Annotated in this window: 13 protein-coding genes; all 13 read right to left on the bottom strand. The window is 41.4% G+C overall.

All coding sequences use genetic code 11. The features are described 5' to 3' along the window. Positions 1–69: 69 nt before the first annotated feature. The 13 genes from JK635_RS10775 to pnp all read right to left on the bottom strand — a co-directional run bounded on the left by JK635_RS10775 (position 70) and on the right by pnp (position 16055). Entirely contained in the window at positions 70–2415 is a 2346-nt protein-coding gene (locus JK635_RS10775; RefSeq protein WP_202653948.1) for a DNA translocase FtsK, read from the bottom strand. A gap of 135 nt (positions 2416–2550) precedes the next feature. Beyond that, positions 2551–2787, bottom strand: a complete 237-nt coding sequence (locus JK635_RS10770; protein WP_202653947.1) for a YlzJ-like family protein — start codon at positions 2785–2787, stop codon at positions 2551–2553. Continuing rightward, positions 2784–3542, bottom strand: coding sequence for a ClpP family protease (locus JK635_RS10765; protein WP_202653946.1), 759 nt, complete (start codon positions 3540–3542; stop codon positions 2784–2786). Before JK635_RS10765 ends, JK635_RS10770 begins: the two co-directional genes overlap by 4 nt. Positions 3543–3683: 141 nt before the next feature. After that, positions 3684–5351, bottom strand: coding sequence for a ribonuclease J (locus JK635_RS10760; protein WP_202653945.1), 1668 nt, complete (start codon positions 5349–5351; stop codon positions 3684–3686). A gap of 301 nt (positions 5352–5652) precedes the next feature. Further along, entirely contained in the window at positions 5653–6525 is an 873-nt protein-coding gene (gene dapA, locus JK635_RS10755) for a 4-hydroxy-tetrahydrodipicolinate synthase (protein ID WP_202653944.1), read from the bottom strand. A 78-nt stretch (positions 6526–6603) separates the two neighbouring features. Further along, positions 6604–7872, bottom strand: a complete 1269-nt coding sequence (gene dapG / locus JK635_RS10750; RefSeq protein WP_202653943.1) for an aspartate kinase — start codon at positions 7870–7872, stop codon at positions 6604–6606. Between the two features lie 30 nt (positions 7873–7902). Continuing rightward, positions 7903–8958 (bottom strand): aspartate-semialdehyde dehydrogenase, encoded by a 1056-nt coding sequence (gene asd / locus JK635_RS10745; protein ID WP_202653942.1) that lies wholly within the window; start codon positions 8956–8958, stop codon positions 7903–7905. A 186-nt stretch (positions 8959–9144) separates the two neighbouring features. Then, positions 9145–9744: a dipicolinate synthase subunit B gene (gene dpaB, locus JK635_RS10740; protein WP_202653941.1), complete on the bottom strand. Its 600-nt coding sequence runs from the start codon at positions 9742–9744 to the stop codon at positions 9145–9147. Then, entirely contained in the window at positions 9741–10643 is a 903-nt protein-coding gene (dpaA, locus tag JK635_RS10735; RefSeq protein ID WP_202653940.1) for a dipicolinic acid synthetase subunit A, read from the bottom strand. Before dpaA ends, dpaB begins: the two co-directional genes overlap by 4 nt. 196 nt (positions 10644–10839) lie before the next feature. Then, positions 10840–11082, bottom strand: coding sequence for a YlmC/YmxH family sporulation protein (locus JK635_RS10730; RefSeq protein ID WP_202653939.1), 243 nt, complete (start codon positions 11080–11082; stop codon positions 10840–10842). A gap of 248 nt (positions 11083–11330) precedes the next feature. Next, a complete protein-coding gene (locus JK635_RS10725) occupies positions 11331–12569 on the bottom strand; it encodes a M16 family metallopeptidase (RefSeq protein WP_202653938.1) in 1239 nt (412 codons plus the stop codon). 82 nt (positions 12570–12651) lie between these two features. Then, positions 12652–13611 carry a polysaccharide deacetylase family protein gene (locus JK635_RS10720; protein WP_202653937.1) on the bottom strand — a complete coding sequence of 320 codons (960 nt, stop codon included), beginning with the start codon at positions 13609–13611 and terminating at the stop codon, positions 12652–12654. Positions 13612–13937: 326 nt separating this feature from the next. Continuing rightward, a complete protein-coding gene (gene pnp, locus JK635_RS10715; protein WP_202653936.1) occupies positions 13938–16055 on the bottom strand; it encodes a polyribonucleotide nucleotidyltransferase in 2118 nt (705 codons plus the stop codon). Between the last annotated feature and the right edge of the window lie 118 nt (positions 16056–16173).

The following is a 16173-nucleotide window of genomic DNA, read 5'->3' as shown; positions in this document are numbered from 1 at the left end:
CAGTTGTCAAAAAATCGCCATAGCGTTTTAGAAAAATCTTGATATAATCTTACTTTGTCTGCAAAAAAATTATGAACTTTGTTCCTCGTTAATTGGTTTGGACACCAGCACGGCACGAGGTTTACTGCCTTCATAGGGACCTACTACGCCGCGCGCCTCCATTTCATCAATCAGCCGGGCAGCCCGTGTATAACCAATTCGGAAACGGCGCTGCAGCATCGAAACAGATGCGGTTTGCATTTCGATAATTAATTCTACCGCTTCAGCATATAATTCATCTTCAACTGAATCTGTAATTTCCGGTAAATCATCCGGAATCATTTCTTCCTGGTATTGGGCCTTTTGCTGGGAAATGACAAAATCGACGACTGCCTCGACTTCCTCATCGGAAAGAAACGCCCCTTGGACACGAACGGGTTTCGATGCACCTACCGGCATAAACAGCATGTCACCTCGGCCAAGCAGTTTTTCCGCCCCCCCCATATCCAAAATCGTGCGTGAATCGGTAGCGCTTGAGACTGCAAAGGCGATTCTAGATGGGATATTGGCCTTGATAACACCTGTAATAACATCGACTGAAGGTCTTTGTGTAGCAATAATCAAGTGGATTCCGGCCGCCCTAGCCATTTGAGCAAGACGTGTAATCGCATCTTCCACATCGCCTGAGGCCACCATCATTAAGTCGGCCAGTTCGTCGACAATCACTACAATATATGGCAGTAATGGCTGCTTATCATTCTCGTCGAGATTATGCTTTCTGATATGCTCGTTATATCCTTCAATATTTCTCGTACCAGTATAGGAAAAGAGTTCGTATCTTCGCTCCATTTCACTGACGACCTTTTTCAGTGCCTGCGATGCTTTTTTGGCATTGGTGACAACAGGCGCCAATAAATGGGGAATTCCATTATAAACATTTAATTCCACCATTTTCGGATCAATCATCATTAATTTAACCTCATGAGGCTTTGCCCGCATGAGAATACTGGTAATGATCCCGTTAATACAGACACTTTTCCCGCTCCCTGTTGCTCCGGCAACAAGTAAGTGCGGCATTTTATTTAATTCAGCATCAACCGCTTCACCAGTAATATCTCGGCCTAAACAAATTAATAATTTTGAATCGGGCTTATCATTTTGTGTGGCTTCTAATACTTCTCTTAGCGAAACCACAGCAATTTCGGAGTTAGGAACTTCTATCCCAATCGCTGATTTTCCCGGAATTGGCGCTTCGATTCGGATATCTTTAGCGGCCAGCGCCAGTGCCAAATCATCACTAAGACTGACAATTTTACTAACCTTTACGCCAACATCCGGATGAACCTCATATTTTGTTACCGCCGGTCCTAAATGAACCTGGGTTACGCGGGCTTTCACACCAAAGCTCTGGAAGGTCCGTTCAAGCTTAGCGGCATTCGCATGAATCAGCTCGTACTCTCCCGTCTGATCCGTTTTCTTCGGCAGTTTTAGCAGTTCAAATGGAGGTAATTGGTAATCAACATTTTCCACTTCGGTAAAAGTGATCGACGGTGAAAGATCATCGTCCTCTTCTTCGGGAGCAGTCTTAATCCTTTTTTGGGCTTCTGCCTGCTTAGGTTCCCGTGGCAGTTCCTCATGATATGCACGGTCTGCAAAGCTGGAAATAATCGGCTCCGGATTTGTAATTTCTTCTATAGGTGGCGGCCCTTGAGGCGGGGTTGACACCATTTCCGGCTGCTGATTTTCATGTGCTTGTCTTCTTTGCCTGCGTTCATTTTTCTTTTCTTGCTGCTTTTGCTTCCATTCTCCTAGGTCGTTCTTAAAAGCACCCCATTGATTTTTGGAAAAGTCGAAGCCCGCAGTCATCACTTTAGCGACAAGATCACCAAGCGATTTTCCTGTTAGTAAAATAAAACCGATGATAATGAAAATAAAGGCAATGATTTTTGTACCTGTTTCGGCAAAAAGATAGTGGAATAAAGCGAACAATATTGCCCCTAAGATGCCTCCACCAAGGTCGGAAGTACTAGTTTCCCCCCTAAGTTCCATCATAAACAATTCCCACGTATTTCTAATCACACTTGGATTCTTAAATTTACCGTCATTGGTTAGAAGATGAAATAAGGTTACATGGCTCAAAAGGAGGAGTGCGGATATGATAAAATAGCTTCCAACTAGTTTGAGATGAAAAAGAAAGGGGATTTTCCTTTTCCACATTAAGTAAACACTCAGTAATACGAGACCGATTAACCCGAGCATGTACCATTCGCCCATCCAAAAACGGAAAAAAAGCACGCTTGCCCTGCCGACCGCCCCAAGCTTTGCTATGGATATGATAGATAATGCTAAAATTGCCAAGGCCGACAATTCATATTGAATGGTTCGTTTCATCTTTGTTTCTCGTCTTTTAGCTTGTCTTCTCTTTTTTTTGGCCATTTAATCACCTTATCATTGGATTATGGTTTCTAAAGCCGCTATAGGTTGTCCATAATGGCTTAGTTTCCCTTGAAAGGAAAAGCAGCCCGATTGGCTGCTCTTGTTCACCTAACCCGATTATACCATAATTAACATCTAGAAGAAGACTTCACCATCAAGGCTGGCAAAAGAAATTTTGGCCCCTGGGCTAACCCTCGAGTCCATATAATGCTGTGGGTCACTGCTTATATTTCTGATAACCTGTACATGGTTGCCATCCACCTGTTCTACAATCAAGGGGATCCCTTGGAAACTCGCCATTTGCTGTTTACCGAAGCTGTCCATTTCAGGGGGGAAGACAAGCTCTTGTGGCATCATTGTATAAAGAATCATTGAATCAGCCCTTCTTTTTCATTTTTTCTTAAGTCTATTAATTCATTTAACTTTTTCATTGCCTGACCAATACCGCCCACTTCATCAATTAACCCGTATTTAACGGCATCGACACCAATTACGTTTGTTCCGATATCCCGCGTCAGGTTCCCTTTGGCAAACATTAAATCTTTAAAGGTTTCTTCCGTAATGTTCGAATGTTTTGTGACAAAGCTGACGACCCGTTCTTGCATTTTATCCAAGTATTCAAAGGTTTGCGGGACGCCAATGACCAATCCTGTTAACCGGACAGGATGAACCGTCATCGTAGCGGTTTCGGCAATAAATGAATAGCTGCAGGAAACTGCAATTGGAACCCCAATGGAATGTCCCCCGCCCAGAACAATGGAAACAGTTGGTTTGGACAACGATGCCAGCATTTCTGCAATTGCCAGTCCTGCTTCGACATCTCCACCCACTGTATTTAAGATGATGAGGACTCCTTCAATATTGGGATTTTGTTCGATTGCTACTAGCTGTGGGATTAAATGTTCGTATTTTGTTGTTTTATTTTGCGGCGGAAGCGCCAAATGTCCTTCTATTTGACCAACAATTGTCAGACAATGGATTTTGGAATCACTGGATAGTTGCGGTACATTGGTTTGTCCCAGCTGTTGGATCTTATCAATAATCGCGGAAGAAGGATTTTCCTCTTTCTGAGGCTCACTGCCCTCCGACGGCTGTTCGGTTGCATTTTTTTGTAAATCCTGATCCATTCTGATACTTCCTTTCCAAGCATGATATTTTTTAGTATTTACTTAGGAGCTAAATTCATGCTTAGAATTTCGCCAGAAAAAAAGCATCCGATGGCTTGAAGAGGTCACCTCTTTCGCTATCGAATGCCTATTATTTATCTATTAAATCTCCATAATAATTGGCAAAATCATTGGCCGTCTCTTTGTTTTATCAAATAAAAAGCGGTTCAATTCATCACGGATTTCCTGCTTTAAACTTGCCCAATCAAACGAGTCCTTTGCAATATTTCTTTCGACAATCTCTTTCACTAATTTCGTAGAATGATCCATCAATTTTTCCGATTCCCGTACATAAACGAATCCTCTTGAAATGATTTCCGGACCGGAGGCTATTTTCTTTTCTTGCTTTGTTAAGGTTACGACAACGATAAGAATACCATCCTGTGATAATAGTTTTCGATCCCTTAGAACGATATTGCCGACATCGCCAACACCGATCCCATCAACCAGGACATTCCCCGATGGTACTTTTCCGGTAATGGAAATTGTTCCATCCTTCCATTCAACGACATCTCCGCTATCAGGTATGCAAATTTGCTCCTCATCAAGGCCCAATTCCAGCGCGAGTTTTCGGTGTGCCATCAACATCCGATATTCACCATGAACAGGGATAAAGAATTTTGGTTGCATTAAATTGATCATGAATTTCAATTCTTCCTGACTGCCATGGCTGGATACATGAACGGTTCGTTTTCCAGAGATGACATTAGCTCCTGCCCTAAGAAGCATGTCGACTGTTTTGGCTAGAAACAGCTCACTTCCCCTCAGTGGTGAGGCAGCTATCAATACGGTATCTCCCTGCTGAATATTCAACAGTTTATGGCTTTGTTTGGCCATTTTCTGCAATGCCTCGATTGGCTCTCCTTGACTGCCCGTCATCAGTATGACCAGATCTTTATCTTCATAATCCTTGATTTCATTGATTGGAATAATTAAATCATCGGCAACCTCCAAGTAGCCTAAGTCAAGAGCAATATGATAGATGCGTTCAAGACTTTTCCCAACCACTGCGACCTTGCGCTGATTCTCTTTTGCCGCATCAAAGATGTGTTGAATCCGATTGATATCCGATGCGAAGCAGGCGGCAATAATTCTTCCTGGAGCATTATAAAAGGCGTTTGACAATTCACGGGTAACGATTGCTTCAGATGTCGTGTATCCAGGTTTTTCTGCCTCGGTGCTATCTGACAGTAAACATAAAACACCTTGTTCACCAATCGAAGCCATTTTCCTAATTTCTGGTTTATAAAGTGTTGTTGCCGCTTGGTCGAATTTAAAGTCGCCGGTATAGACAATCACACCTTCAGAAGTATGGATACAGACACCAATAGAATCAGGGATGCTATGATTCGTTCTGAAAAAACTGATGTCAGCAGATCCCATCTCAATGATATCGTTTGAATCAATCTCGATAAAATTCGCCTTCCCTTTATACTCCTGTTCCTTAAGCTTTGCAAGGGCCAGAGCCAGCGTTAATTTCGTCCCGTAAACCGGGACATTAATATTTTCGAGAAGGTATGATAATGCGCCAATATGATCCTCGTGTCCATGTGTTAAAAATATTGCTTTTACCCGATCCTTGTTTTCCCTTAAATATGTAATATCCGGAATGACCATATCAATGCCAAGCATTTCTTCCTCGGGGAACATTAGGCCGGCATCAATAACAAAAATGTCCTTGTCCACCTCGACCAGGTACATATTTTTTCCGATTTCTCCTAAACCACCAAGTGCAATGAACTTAATGGAGTTATTTTTTTTCTTTCCCACTAACTGAACCTCCTATGTTGTATATCTGATTTTTTCTATAAAACCTTTTAACTGTCTATTCCCGGCTCCTTTATCAATAGAGTGTTGTCACGTTACTAATTGGTCCGATCGAATTCAGTTATGACTATTATACTTGAAATTTGAAAATCATTACAACCATTAATCAGATACACAGTCACAACGGTGTGTTTTTAGATCGAAGTACCGCAAAATAAATGACTTTTTTTCAGTTGAAAAAGCCCGGTCCATGAAAAAAAGAGCCAACGACTGTAATTGATCGTTGGCTTCTTTTATATGATGATTAAATTTCATTTAACAGTGCGTTTAATTTTGCCCGTTCCTGCTCCGTAAGGCCTACAAGCGGAAGCCTCACTGTTCCAACATCCAAGCCCTTTAACTGTAATGCCGTCTTTACCGGGGCAGGGCTTGGAGCAGTGAATAATCCTTGCATAATTGGCAATAGTTTCTGATGAAGTTGAGCTGCCTGAAGATAATGGCCCTCAAAAAATGCTTGAACCATCTCTTGCATTTCGTTGCCAATGACATGGGAAGCAACAGAAACGACCCCTGTTCCACCAATTGAGAGCACCGGAATGGTTAAGCTGTCATCGCCGCTATAAAGCAGAAAATCATCAGCAGTATGAGCGATGATCTGAGCCATCGCACTTAAATCACCGCTTGCTTCTTTTACTGCTATAATATTTTCAACCTTGGAAAGCCGGATAATCGTCTCAGGGTGAATCGTTACCGCTGTACGCCCGGGGATATTATAAATCATAACCGGAAGTGTGGTTGCCTCTGCAATCGTTTTAAAATGCTGATACAGTCCTTCCTGATTGGGTTTATTATAATAAGGGGCTACCAGCATAATCGCATCAACACCAAGCTGTTCCGCTTTTTTGGTCATTTCAATCGATGCATAGGTATTATTGCTGCCAGTACCGGCAATAACAGGGATTCTTTTATTGACAACCTTAACCACATGGCCAAATAAAGCCAATTTTTCCTCTTTTGATAAGGTCGGGGATTCACCGGTTGTTCCCGCAACAACCAGCGATTCTGTTCCATGATCGATTAAATAATTGATCAATTTTGTCGTTTTGGCGAAGTCAATATGCCCTTTTTTATTAAAAGGGGTAACCATGGCTGTAGAGATGCGCCCAAAATGAACCATTTTCTCTTCTCCCTTCGAAAACAGCTGATCTCCCAAATCAGCCTTTTTCTTCGAATCTAGCTCTTGCGCTTTTTGTTCTTAGTCCATGTTTTTTAAAGAGGCTTCAATGTCCGAAGGTTCAATTTCAAGTGACTCTTCTTCTAATTGAAAAGCATCATGTAAGGCATTGACTGATTGAACCAAATCATCCTGCTTTACCAATACCCATATGGTTGTATGGCTGTCTGCAGACTGCAAAATGCGAATACCTTTATTGGAAAGAGCGGTGACGATTTTAAAGGTAACTCCCGGCACACCAGCAATTCCGGCACCAACGACGGAAACCTTGGCACAATGGCGTTCAACAATCGGCTCATACCCCATTTCCGTTAAAACCTTTACAGCACGATCTGTCATTTCTTCCGTAACCGTATAAACAACGCTGTTAGGAGAAATGTTAATAAAGTCGACGCTGATTTTTTCATTCGCCATTGCCTTGAATACTTCTGCCTGCAGGTAATACTGATCCTTCTTAGCTAAAACCTTTATTTGCGTGATATTGGCAACATGAGCTATGCCGGTTACAAGACGTTCTTTAATATCACTGCCACGATTATTGCGATTGATGGTAGTGACTAAAGTACCCTTCTTATCAGAATAGGTTGAACGAATCCGGATTGGTACTTTTGCCTGCATGGCAATCTCGACAGCTCTTGGATGAATGACCTTTGCCCCCTGATAGGCCATATTACAAACCTCAGTATAAGTCACAACTGATAGTGGGCGTGCATTTTCCACTATTCTTGGATCGGCCGTCATGATCCCTTCTACATCTGTAAAAATATCAATCCATTCCGCATTAAGGGCTGCTCCAAGAGCCGCAGCTGAAGTATCACTGCCGCCCCGGCCTATGGTCGTAGTATCCCCATTTTGGGCCGCACCTTGAAATCCGGCAACAACCACGACATCATGGTGCTCTAATTCCCGGAGGAGACGGTCACACTTCATTTCGACAATTTTAGCATTGGTGTGGTCGCTGTTTGTCCGGAAGCCTGCCTGAGCTCCTGTTAATGCTACTGCGTTTATGCCGCTTTCAAGCAGCATATTTGTAAAAACAACACTGGAGATAATTTCTCCGCAAGACATTAATAAATCGTGTTCTCGTTTAGAAAGCTTGCCTGTATTACCGCCGATCAATGATAGCAGGGTATCCGTTGCATAGGGGTCGCCTTTCCTCCCCATTGCCGATACAACCACTACCACTTTATAACCATCGGCTAAAGATTTTTCAATATGCCTCTGTGCATACTTCCTGCTTTCCTCGTCTTTTACAGATGTTCCGCCAAATTTTTGAACAATGATTTTCATGATGACAATTAAACCTGCCTTTTTTTAAGGTTACTTGGATTTTACAATTCCTAATTCAATTAATCTTTCAGCGATTTGAACAGAGTTCCAGGCAGCACCCTTCAGAAGGTTATCCGATACAACCCACATATGAAAGCCTAATGGCTCGTCAAGATCCTTTCTAATTCTGCCAACAAAAACATCATTTTTTCCGACACAATCAGCAGGCATTGGATAAATTTGATTTTCCGGATCATCTTGTAAAACGACACCAGGGGCATCCTTTAGCAATGCTTTTATGTCATTTGCCTTGACGCCTTCAGTCTCAATTTCAAAATAAACTGATTCAGAATGACCGACTGCAACTGGCAGACGCACGCATGTTGCGGCCACTTGAAGCTCCGGTAAGTGCATGATTTTCTTTGTTTCATTGATCATTTTCATTTCTTCAAAAGTAAACCCATTTTCTTGGAACTTATCAATTTGGGGAATCGCATTAAAGGCAATTTGATAGTGTTTTTTATCAGATTTTACTGGTAAAATATTGGCTTCAACGTTATCTTTATTAATAATTGCCTTTGTTTGCTGCATCAACTCTTCAACCGCTGCAGCACCTGCACCTGAAACTGCTTGATAGGTCGAAACAAGCACTTTTTTCAGGCCGTATTTTTTGCGAATCGGTTCTAAGGCAACAACCATTTGAATCGTTGAGCAGTTTGGATTCGCAATGATCCCATTGTGTTCATAAAGATCAGCTTCATTTACCTCTGGTACAACTAATGGGGTATTTTCATCCATCCGAAACGCACTTGTGTTATCGACAACAATCGCGCCGCGTTTTACCGCTTCAGGAGCCAATTCCTTTGATACACTACCGCCGGCACTGAATAGGGCAATATCGACGCCTTCAAAGCTCTCGGGTTTTGCTTCTTGGACCGTTATTTCCTCACCATTAACCGTCAATTTTTTTCCTGCGGAACGTGCTGATGAAAGCAAGGTTAGTTTTTTAACAGGAAAATTCTCTTTAACTAATGTTGAAAGCATTTGTTGTCCAACCGCTCCCGTTGCTCCTACAACTGCAACGTGAAATCCGTTTTGCTGACTCATGTTTCGTTCCCCTTTCATTTACACTGGCTAAGTTATTTCAATATTAGAATCTATTTTTGAATGCCAGCATTCATTATCTTTATTTTTATTTCAACAGTAGGAATCATTTCTGTCTACTGTTGAATGATTATTTTATTTTAACATATTCTAATAAAGAAATAACCATTTTTAATAAAAGGTAGGGGATTATTCGTTATATTTATACTTCTCGATAATGACCGGCTGGTATTGTTTTCCTTCTATTGCTGCTTCTACCGTTTCCTTTAATAAAGTCATTTTTGCAACCAAAGAATTTGGTTTTTTAAAGGGGTCATCCTGGCCATATGGAATGAAATAAATATTTTTGGTTGCCATTAATTTCATTAAATTTACTCCATTTAGTCCCAGTGCATCATTGGTGGAAATGCCAAGAACGACCGGTTTTAAATTTCTTAATGTGGCCTTTGCTGCCATTAGCACCGGGCTATCATTAATGGCATTGGCAAATTTACTCATCGATACCCCGGTTAGGGGGGCAATTACCATACAATCAAGCGGGTACTTTGGACCTAAAGGTTCTGCTTTTACGATCGAGTCAATGGCTTCATGGCCGGTTAATTTTTCAATTCGCTGGATCCAGTCCTCTCCGTTACCAAAGCGTGTTTCAGTGTTTTTAACTGTAAAAGTAACGATCGGAATGACCTCAGCCCCATCCTGTACCAGCTTTTCAATTTCTGGAAAAACTGCATCATACGTACAATGGGAGCCTGTTAGTCCAAAGCCAATTCTTTTACCCTGTAAACTCATGAAGCATTCCCCTTTCCTTTTTTTAGCGTTTCTTGGAGCAGCTGGGTGAGAACATCCGCTAAGATTCGCCCAGCGGTTTTTGGAGCGACGATTCCTGGCAAACTTGGGGCAAGCAGCGCTTTAATACCACGTTTTTCGGCATAGCGAAAATCAGTTCCTCCCGGTTTGGAAGCTATATCAATGATGAGAGTATGCGGTGGTAATTTAGCGATCACACTTGCACTTACAATTAATTGAGGGACTGTATTGATTAAGATGTCTGTAGTGACTACTTCCTTTTCGATATCGTTTAAATGAAATGGGGAAAGTCCCATTTCCGTAATTCTGGCAAGATGTTCACTTTTTCTGGCACCAACCTTTACCTTCGCTCCCAAGGCATGAAAGGCTCTGGCGATACTCATTCCGCAACGGCCCAGCCCCAGTATGGTGACATTAGAACCATGGATGGTAAAGTCAGTATGTTGAATTGCCATCATGATCGTCCCTTCTACGGTAGGAATGGAATTATAGATGGCAACATCATCCCTTGAAAATAACTGAACAAGTTTCCTTCCGGACTGGTCAATAATCCCATCGAGATAGGGGTTGCTGATTCCGGAGTAAATCGTGCAATGTTCTGGAGTCTGTGCCAGGATTTCTTTTGTCAACACTACTTTTTCGTTAGAAAATATGGTTTCTACCTGTCCTTTTAAATTCGTTCCGGCCACTGGTAAAATAACGGCATCTATCAAAGAAAAGTCAACCTCATCTATTTTTTCCTTTACAGCACCTGTGAAGGCGTGGTCAAGCTGTTCGAAGCCAATTAGAGAAATCCGGGCGTCTAATTCCGTTAACTTTCGGATTATCTCCAGTTGTCTGGCATCTCCACCAATCACGGCTATCTGCATCCCTGTCAGCATGAAAACTTTCACCTTCTTTTTAAAAACTTTTATAGGATGAACAAGCCAGTGTTTCCTTTAGAAACTCATCGAAAATATTACCCCTGCTTCATATTACTTCCTCATCATATGTAATAGCGGTTCAATCTGTGAGTTTTCCCTTTGCTGAAAAAAAATTAGCCCAAGCAAAATTCATTTGCTTGGGCTTTAGGGTATTTTATTCTTCTTCAGGTACATCAATAATGATCATTTCGGATCCTATTTTTTTTATATGATTCCATGGGACCCTAATTTCTTCCCCTTGTTTGCGAAATCCAAACCATTTTAAAGAAGGAATCAATAGTGCCTGAATTTGTCCTGTATTTTCATTAATCTCCAAGTCTGTCTGTCCAAGTATACCTAGCCGCTCTGCCTTTTTTACATCGACGATCTCTTTTCCGCTTAATTCACTCAGCCTCATTTGAAAAACCCCCCTTTCAACCTCTTTTCTATAAGTGTATCGAGGGAAGTCCTTATTTAGAATAAGAAAAGCGTAAGCGCCTTGGTCATCGCCGTACAAACTGGAGGGGCTTCGACTGAGATAAAGGAAACACGATGAACAGAGTGAATCGATGTTGACTTATCGTAGGGAGGAGACCTGAAGTTTGCTAGGCGATAGTCGCTGGAGCTGGACAATAAAGAAAAAACAGTTCGAGAAGCGAACTGTTTTTAAACTATGTTATCTGGCATTTCCTCATTAGGGCTGACAAGTGAAATAGAATATTGATCAGAAAAAATCCTTCTGGCCATCTCATTTAAACCATTTTTCGTGACTTTGTCGATTAGTTCAATGATTTCATCTAATGAACGGTGACGTTTTAACAGCAGTTCATTTTTGCCGTTGCGGCTCATACGGCTGTTGGTACTTTCCAAGCTCAACATTAAACTGCCCTTCAGCTGTTCTTTACTATTGGTTAACTCTTTATCGGTAATTCCATCCTGCTTTAATTTTGTTAACGTTTCCTGGATGGTGTCAAATAGTACGTTGAGCTGACTCGCTCCCGTTCCACCATAAATGGTAACAATTCCACTATCTTGATAGGCCGAATGGTAGGAGAAAACAGAGTACGCTAAACCTTTTTGCTCACGAACTTCCTGGAATAATCTGGAACTCATGCTGCCACCTAAAATATTATTCAGGGTAATTAGACTGTAAATATCCTCATGACCGACTTTTAATCCTTCAAAGCCAATGCATAAATGAGCCTGCTCGGTTTCTTTTTTCCGGAATATTTTATTGGTGTGAAACGACGGGATATTCTCGCTTGTTTCCCGTTTCTCTCCTTGATAAGATCCGAAATACTGTTCCACATCTTCAATAAAGGATTCAGGCACATTACCAGCGACTGATACGACAACATTTTCCGGAATATATCTTTCCTGAATATATTTCCTCAGTGAGTCACCATTAAAGGTATTTAATGTTTCTTCTGTTCCTAAAATTGGATAACCTAATGGATGTTCACCATAAACAGCTTGACTGAGCAAATCATGAACAATATCATCAGGAGTGTCCTCATACATTTTAATTTCTTCAAGAACAACATTTTTTTCTTTCTTTAACTCCGTCTCCTCAAATGTTGAATGAAAGAACATATCAGCAAGCACATCTAAAGCCAATTTAGCATGTGTATCCAAAACTTTTGCATAATAGCATGTGTACTCTTTAGAAGTAAAAGCGTTAACCTGACCGCCAATACTATCAAAGGATTCAGCAATTTCTTTGGCAGTTCGGGTGGTAGTGCCCTTAAAAAACATATGCTCAAGGAAATGGGAGATCCCATTCGTTTGTGGATTTTCATGTCTGGATCCGGTACCAATCCAAATACCGATCGCAACCGATCGGACCGTTGGAATTTGTTCTAATACAATTCTTACTCCATTTTTACATGTATGTTTGTTTATCATCAACTTCCTCCTGTCTATCACAGCAGATGCTTCCACCCCAATGTACATTATACCTTTTATAGCTACTTTCTCCAACTTTTAACTAATTTGTTTTGTTTATTATTATCCTTTCTTCCTTTAATAAATCAGATACCGTTCCAATTTTATAGTTTTTCTGTTTAATCAGGGTAATTAATCGATCAAGAGAAGCTGCTGTTGGTTCAGTTGGATGCATCAGAATCATGACGCCATTATCTATTTTATTCATTACACGGTTAATGAGCGTTTCCGGTGTCGGTTTTTTCCAATCCACTGTATCAACTGTCCACATAATCGTCTTCATCTTTAATTCATCGGCTATTTTTACCGTTTCATCCCGGTAGCTTCCGCTTGGCGGTGCAAATAAATGACATTTCTTTTCAGTTGATGCTTCTATGATTTCATTTGTTTTAACCATTTGTTCTCTAGCATGGGCTGCTGTTAATTTTGCCATATCTGGATGAGAATAGGAGTGATTTCCAACCTCATGACCAGCACTTACGATCATTTTTGCCAGTTCCGGATTTTTTTTCACCCAATTGCCCTCTAAAAAAAAGCTCGCTGAGACGTTGTGTTTTTTTAAAGTGGCCAGCATATCTGATAAATACTCATTTCCCCATGCCACGTTAATGATAAACGAAACCATTGGTTTATCCGGATGCCCCCGGTAAATAGGAGAAGCCGGCAAATCATTTAAATGAACTTTGGGTCTTATTTGGGTGAAAACGAGTTTTTTTTCGTCAAAAACACCATTTTTTTTCATATTTTTATATGAAGCGCGAATATCAACCTTGATTCCATTGTATCCCGGTATAGCTTTCCAAACTCGATCTATTTTTGCATCCGAAGGCGGCTTTTCATATGTAGGTGCATTATTTTTAATGCTTTGGTAGAGCGAATCTGTCTCTTTTATTGCAGGCAGTGCTTGATGATTTAAACCAGCAACATATTGCTTCACTATGGGAGTATTGACAAACCCCCATGCAGCAATACAAAAACCAAATATAATCATTGCCTTTTTCATTCTATTTTTCCCTCCTTCCATACAAATTATGTATGACAGGGACAAGGTAGAACATAAAGTAAAAGCGCCTCGGTTACCCCCGACAAGCAAATGTTCTTCGCCCCTAAAAGTCCGCTTTTCAACTTTTGGGGGCGAAGGTTATTTGACCTCGAGGGGGTAGGCGCTTGAACTGGATTAGAACATAAAGTAAAAGCTCCGTAGAAACAAGCACAGCTTGTTCCTGCGAAGCTTATTCTCTCAGTATCTTTCCTTAGCGGTCGCTGAAAAACTAAAAAAAGCCAGAGACTTAAAAGCCCCTGACCTTCTTACTACTTCTATTTAGAAGATTAACTATGTTCTTCTGCTTTTTCCCGCTGCTCCTTTAGGACTACTTTACGGGATAAATTAACACGTCCGTGCTTATCGATTTCCGTCACTTTTACCAAGATTTCGTCGCCAAGTTTGACAACATCCTCCACTTTACCTACCCGTTCTTCGGCTAGTTCAGAAATATGAACTAAACCATCTTTTCCAGGGAAAATCTCAACAAAAGCACCAAATTTTTCAATTCGTTTGACTTTTCCGAGGTAAAGCTGGCCAACTTCAACTTCACGGACAATGTCTTCAATAATTTTCTTTGCTTTTTGATTCATGTCTGTGTCGGCAGAAGCAATAAAAATGGTACCGTCCTGCTCGATATCGATTTTTACCCCAGTCTCTTCAATAATCTTATTGATTTGTTTTCCGCTTGGTCCAATCACATCACGAATCTTATCCGGATTGATGGTCATCGTTAAAATCTTCGGTGCAAATTTCGAAAGTTCCTCTCTTGGTTTGGCAATGGTTGAAAGCATATGTTCTAAAATCTGCATTCTTCCTTTTTTCGCCTGCTGCAGAGCTTCCTCCAAAATTTCACGTGACAGCCCCTTAATTTTGATATCCATTTGTAAGGCCGTTACACCTTTAGCTGTCCCTGCTACTTTGAAATCCATATCTCCAAGGTGATCTTCCATTCCCTGGATATCAGTCAGAACGGTATAATGTTCACCAGATTTGACAAGTCCCATGGCAATTCCGGCAACAGGAGCTTTAATAGGAACACCGGCATCCATCAATGCCAACGTACTTCCACAAATACTTGCCTGCGATGTAGAGCCATTCGATTCCAATACCTCAGAGACCACCCTGATGGTATACGGAAAATCCTTTTCCGATGGAATTACTGGTTCTAAGGCACGCTCTCCCAAGGCTCCATGGCCAATTTCCCGACGGCCTGGCCCACGGATTGGACCGGTTTCCCCGACACTGAAGGATGGGAAATTATAATGGTGCATCCATCGCTTTTCTTCTTCAATTCCAAGTCCGTCCAAGATTTGTACATCACCCATCGCCCCAAGGGTACAAATACTGAGAGCTTGTGTTTGTCCCCGGGTAAATAATCCTGAACCATGGGTACGCGGCAAAACGCCTACTTGTGAGGATAATGGACGGATTTCGTCAATTTGACGTCCGTCTGGGCGAATTTTTTCAACCGTGATTAGACGGCGGACTTCTTCTTTAACAATCTTGTCCAAGATTTGTTTTACTTGTTTAAGGTCATCTTCAGTCGCTTCCTGCTCTTCGTACTTTGCCAGGATTTGATCTTTTATTTCTTTAATCGCATCCTCACGGGCATGCTTTTCCGGTACTTGAATCGCTTTAATCATGTCTGCTTCACATAATTCTCGTACTTCAGCCTCAAGCTCTTTATCGATTTCAAAAAGCGTTACCTGCAACTTTTCCTTACCGACTTCAGCAACAATATTCTCTTGAAATTCTATTAGCCGTTTAATTTCTTCATGGCCAAACATGATCGCTTCGAGCATGATTTCTTCCGGTACTTCATTTGCCCCCGCTTCGACCATGTTAATCGCATCTTTTGTGCCGGCAACCGACAGATGGATATCACTTTTCTCCGATTGTTCAACAGTCGGGTTAATGACAAACTCGTTGTCTACTCGGCCGACCACAACACCAGCAATTGGTCCTTCAAACGGAATATCTGAAACACTGAGTGCCAAAGATGATCCGAACATTGCCGCCATTTCAGGGGTACAATCTTGATCTACGCTCATTACCATGCTGATAACTTGTACCTCATTACGGAATCCGTCAGCAAATAGCGGACGAATCGGCCGGTCAATGAGGCGGCTAGCTAAAATCGCTTTTTCGCTTGGCCGTCCTTCCCGTTTAATAAAGCCGCCAGGAATTTTCCCAACTGCGTATAAACGTTCCTCATAGTTGACCGTTAACGGAAAAAAATCTAAATTTTTCGGTTCCTTCGAAGCGGTTGCTGTACTTAATACAGCCGTATCACCGTAACGGATTAAAACTGCTCCATTGGCCTGCTTGGCCAGCTGTCCAATTTCCACTGTCAGCTTGCGTCCAGCCCAATCGATGGAATATACATGTTTCTCTTGATCCATATTTTTACCCCTCTCATCTTAACTACTTTGGAGGATGATACGAAATAAATATTTCGCTGTAATCATCTACTTTTGGAAAATATAAAAAAAGCCGTTAAAAGCTTATGTTGTCATTTCA

This window comes from Neobacillus paridis (assembly GCF_016765675.1).
In the GTDB taxonomy this organism is placed as follows: domain Bacteria; phylum Bacillota; class Bacilli; order Bacillales; family Cytobacillaceae; genus Neobacillus; species Neobacillus paridis.
This window is presented reverse-complemented; position numbering and strand designations above follow the sequence as displayed.

What these genes read in the sequence shown, in the direction of transcription:
- JK635_RS10775 (WP_202653948.1), bottom strand. Translation starts at nt 2,415, where the DNA reads ATGGCCAAAAAAAAGAGAAGACAAGCTAAAAGACGAGAAACAAAGATG.
- JK635_RS10770 (WP_202653947.1), bottom strand. Translation starts at nt 2,787, where the DNA reads ATGATTCTTTATACAATGATGCCACAAGAGCTTGTCTTCCCCCCTGAA.
- JK635_RS10765 (WP_202653946.1), bottom strand. Translation starts at nt 3,542, where the DNA reads ATGGATCAGGATTTACAAAAAAATGCAACCGAACAGCCGTCGGAGGGC.
- dapA (WP_202653944.1), bottom strand. Translation starts at nt 6,525, where the DNA reads ATGGTTCATTTTGGGCGCATCTCTACAGCCATGGTTACCCCTTTTAAT.
- dapG (WP_202653943.1), bottom strand. Translation starts at nt 7,872, where the DNA reads ATGAAAATCATTGTTCAAAAATTTGGCGGAACATCTGTAAAAGACGAG.
- asd (WP_202653942.1), bottom strand. Translation starts at nt 8,958, where the DNA reads ATGAGTCAGCAAAACGGATTTCACGTTGCAGTTGTAGGAGCAACGGGA.
- dpaB (WP_202653941.1), bottom strand. Translation starts at nt 9,744, where the DNA reads ATGAGTTTACAGGGTAAAAGAATTGGCTTTGGACTAACAGGCTCCCAT.
- dpaA (WP_202653940.1), bottom strand. Translation starts at nt 10,643, where the DNA reads ATGCTGACAGGGATGCAGATAGCCGTGATTGGTGGAGATGCCAGACAA.
- JK635_RS10730 (WP_202653939.1), bottom strand. Translation starts at nt 11,082, where the DNA reads ATGAGGCTGAGTGAATTAAGCGGAAAAGAGATCGTCGATGTAAAAAAG.
- JK635_RS10725 (WP_202653938.1), bottom strand. Translation starts at nt 12,569, where the DNA reads ATGATAAACAAACATACATGTAAAAATGGAGTAAGAATTGTATTAGAA.
- JK635_RS10720 (WP_202653937.1), bottom strand. Translation starts at nt 13,611, where the DNA reads ATGAAAAAGGCAATGATTATATTTGGTTTTTGTATTGCTGCATGGGGG.
- pnp (WP_202653936.1), bottom strand. Translation starts at nt 16,055, where the DNA reads ATGGATCAAGAGAAACATGTATATTCCATCGATTGGGCTGGACGCAAG.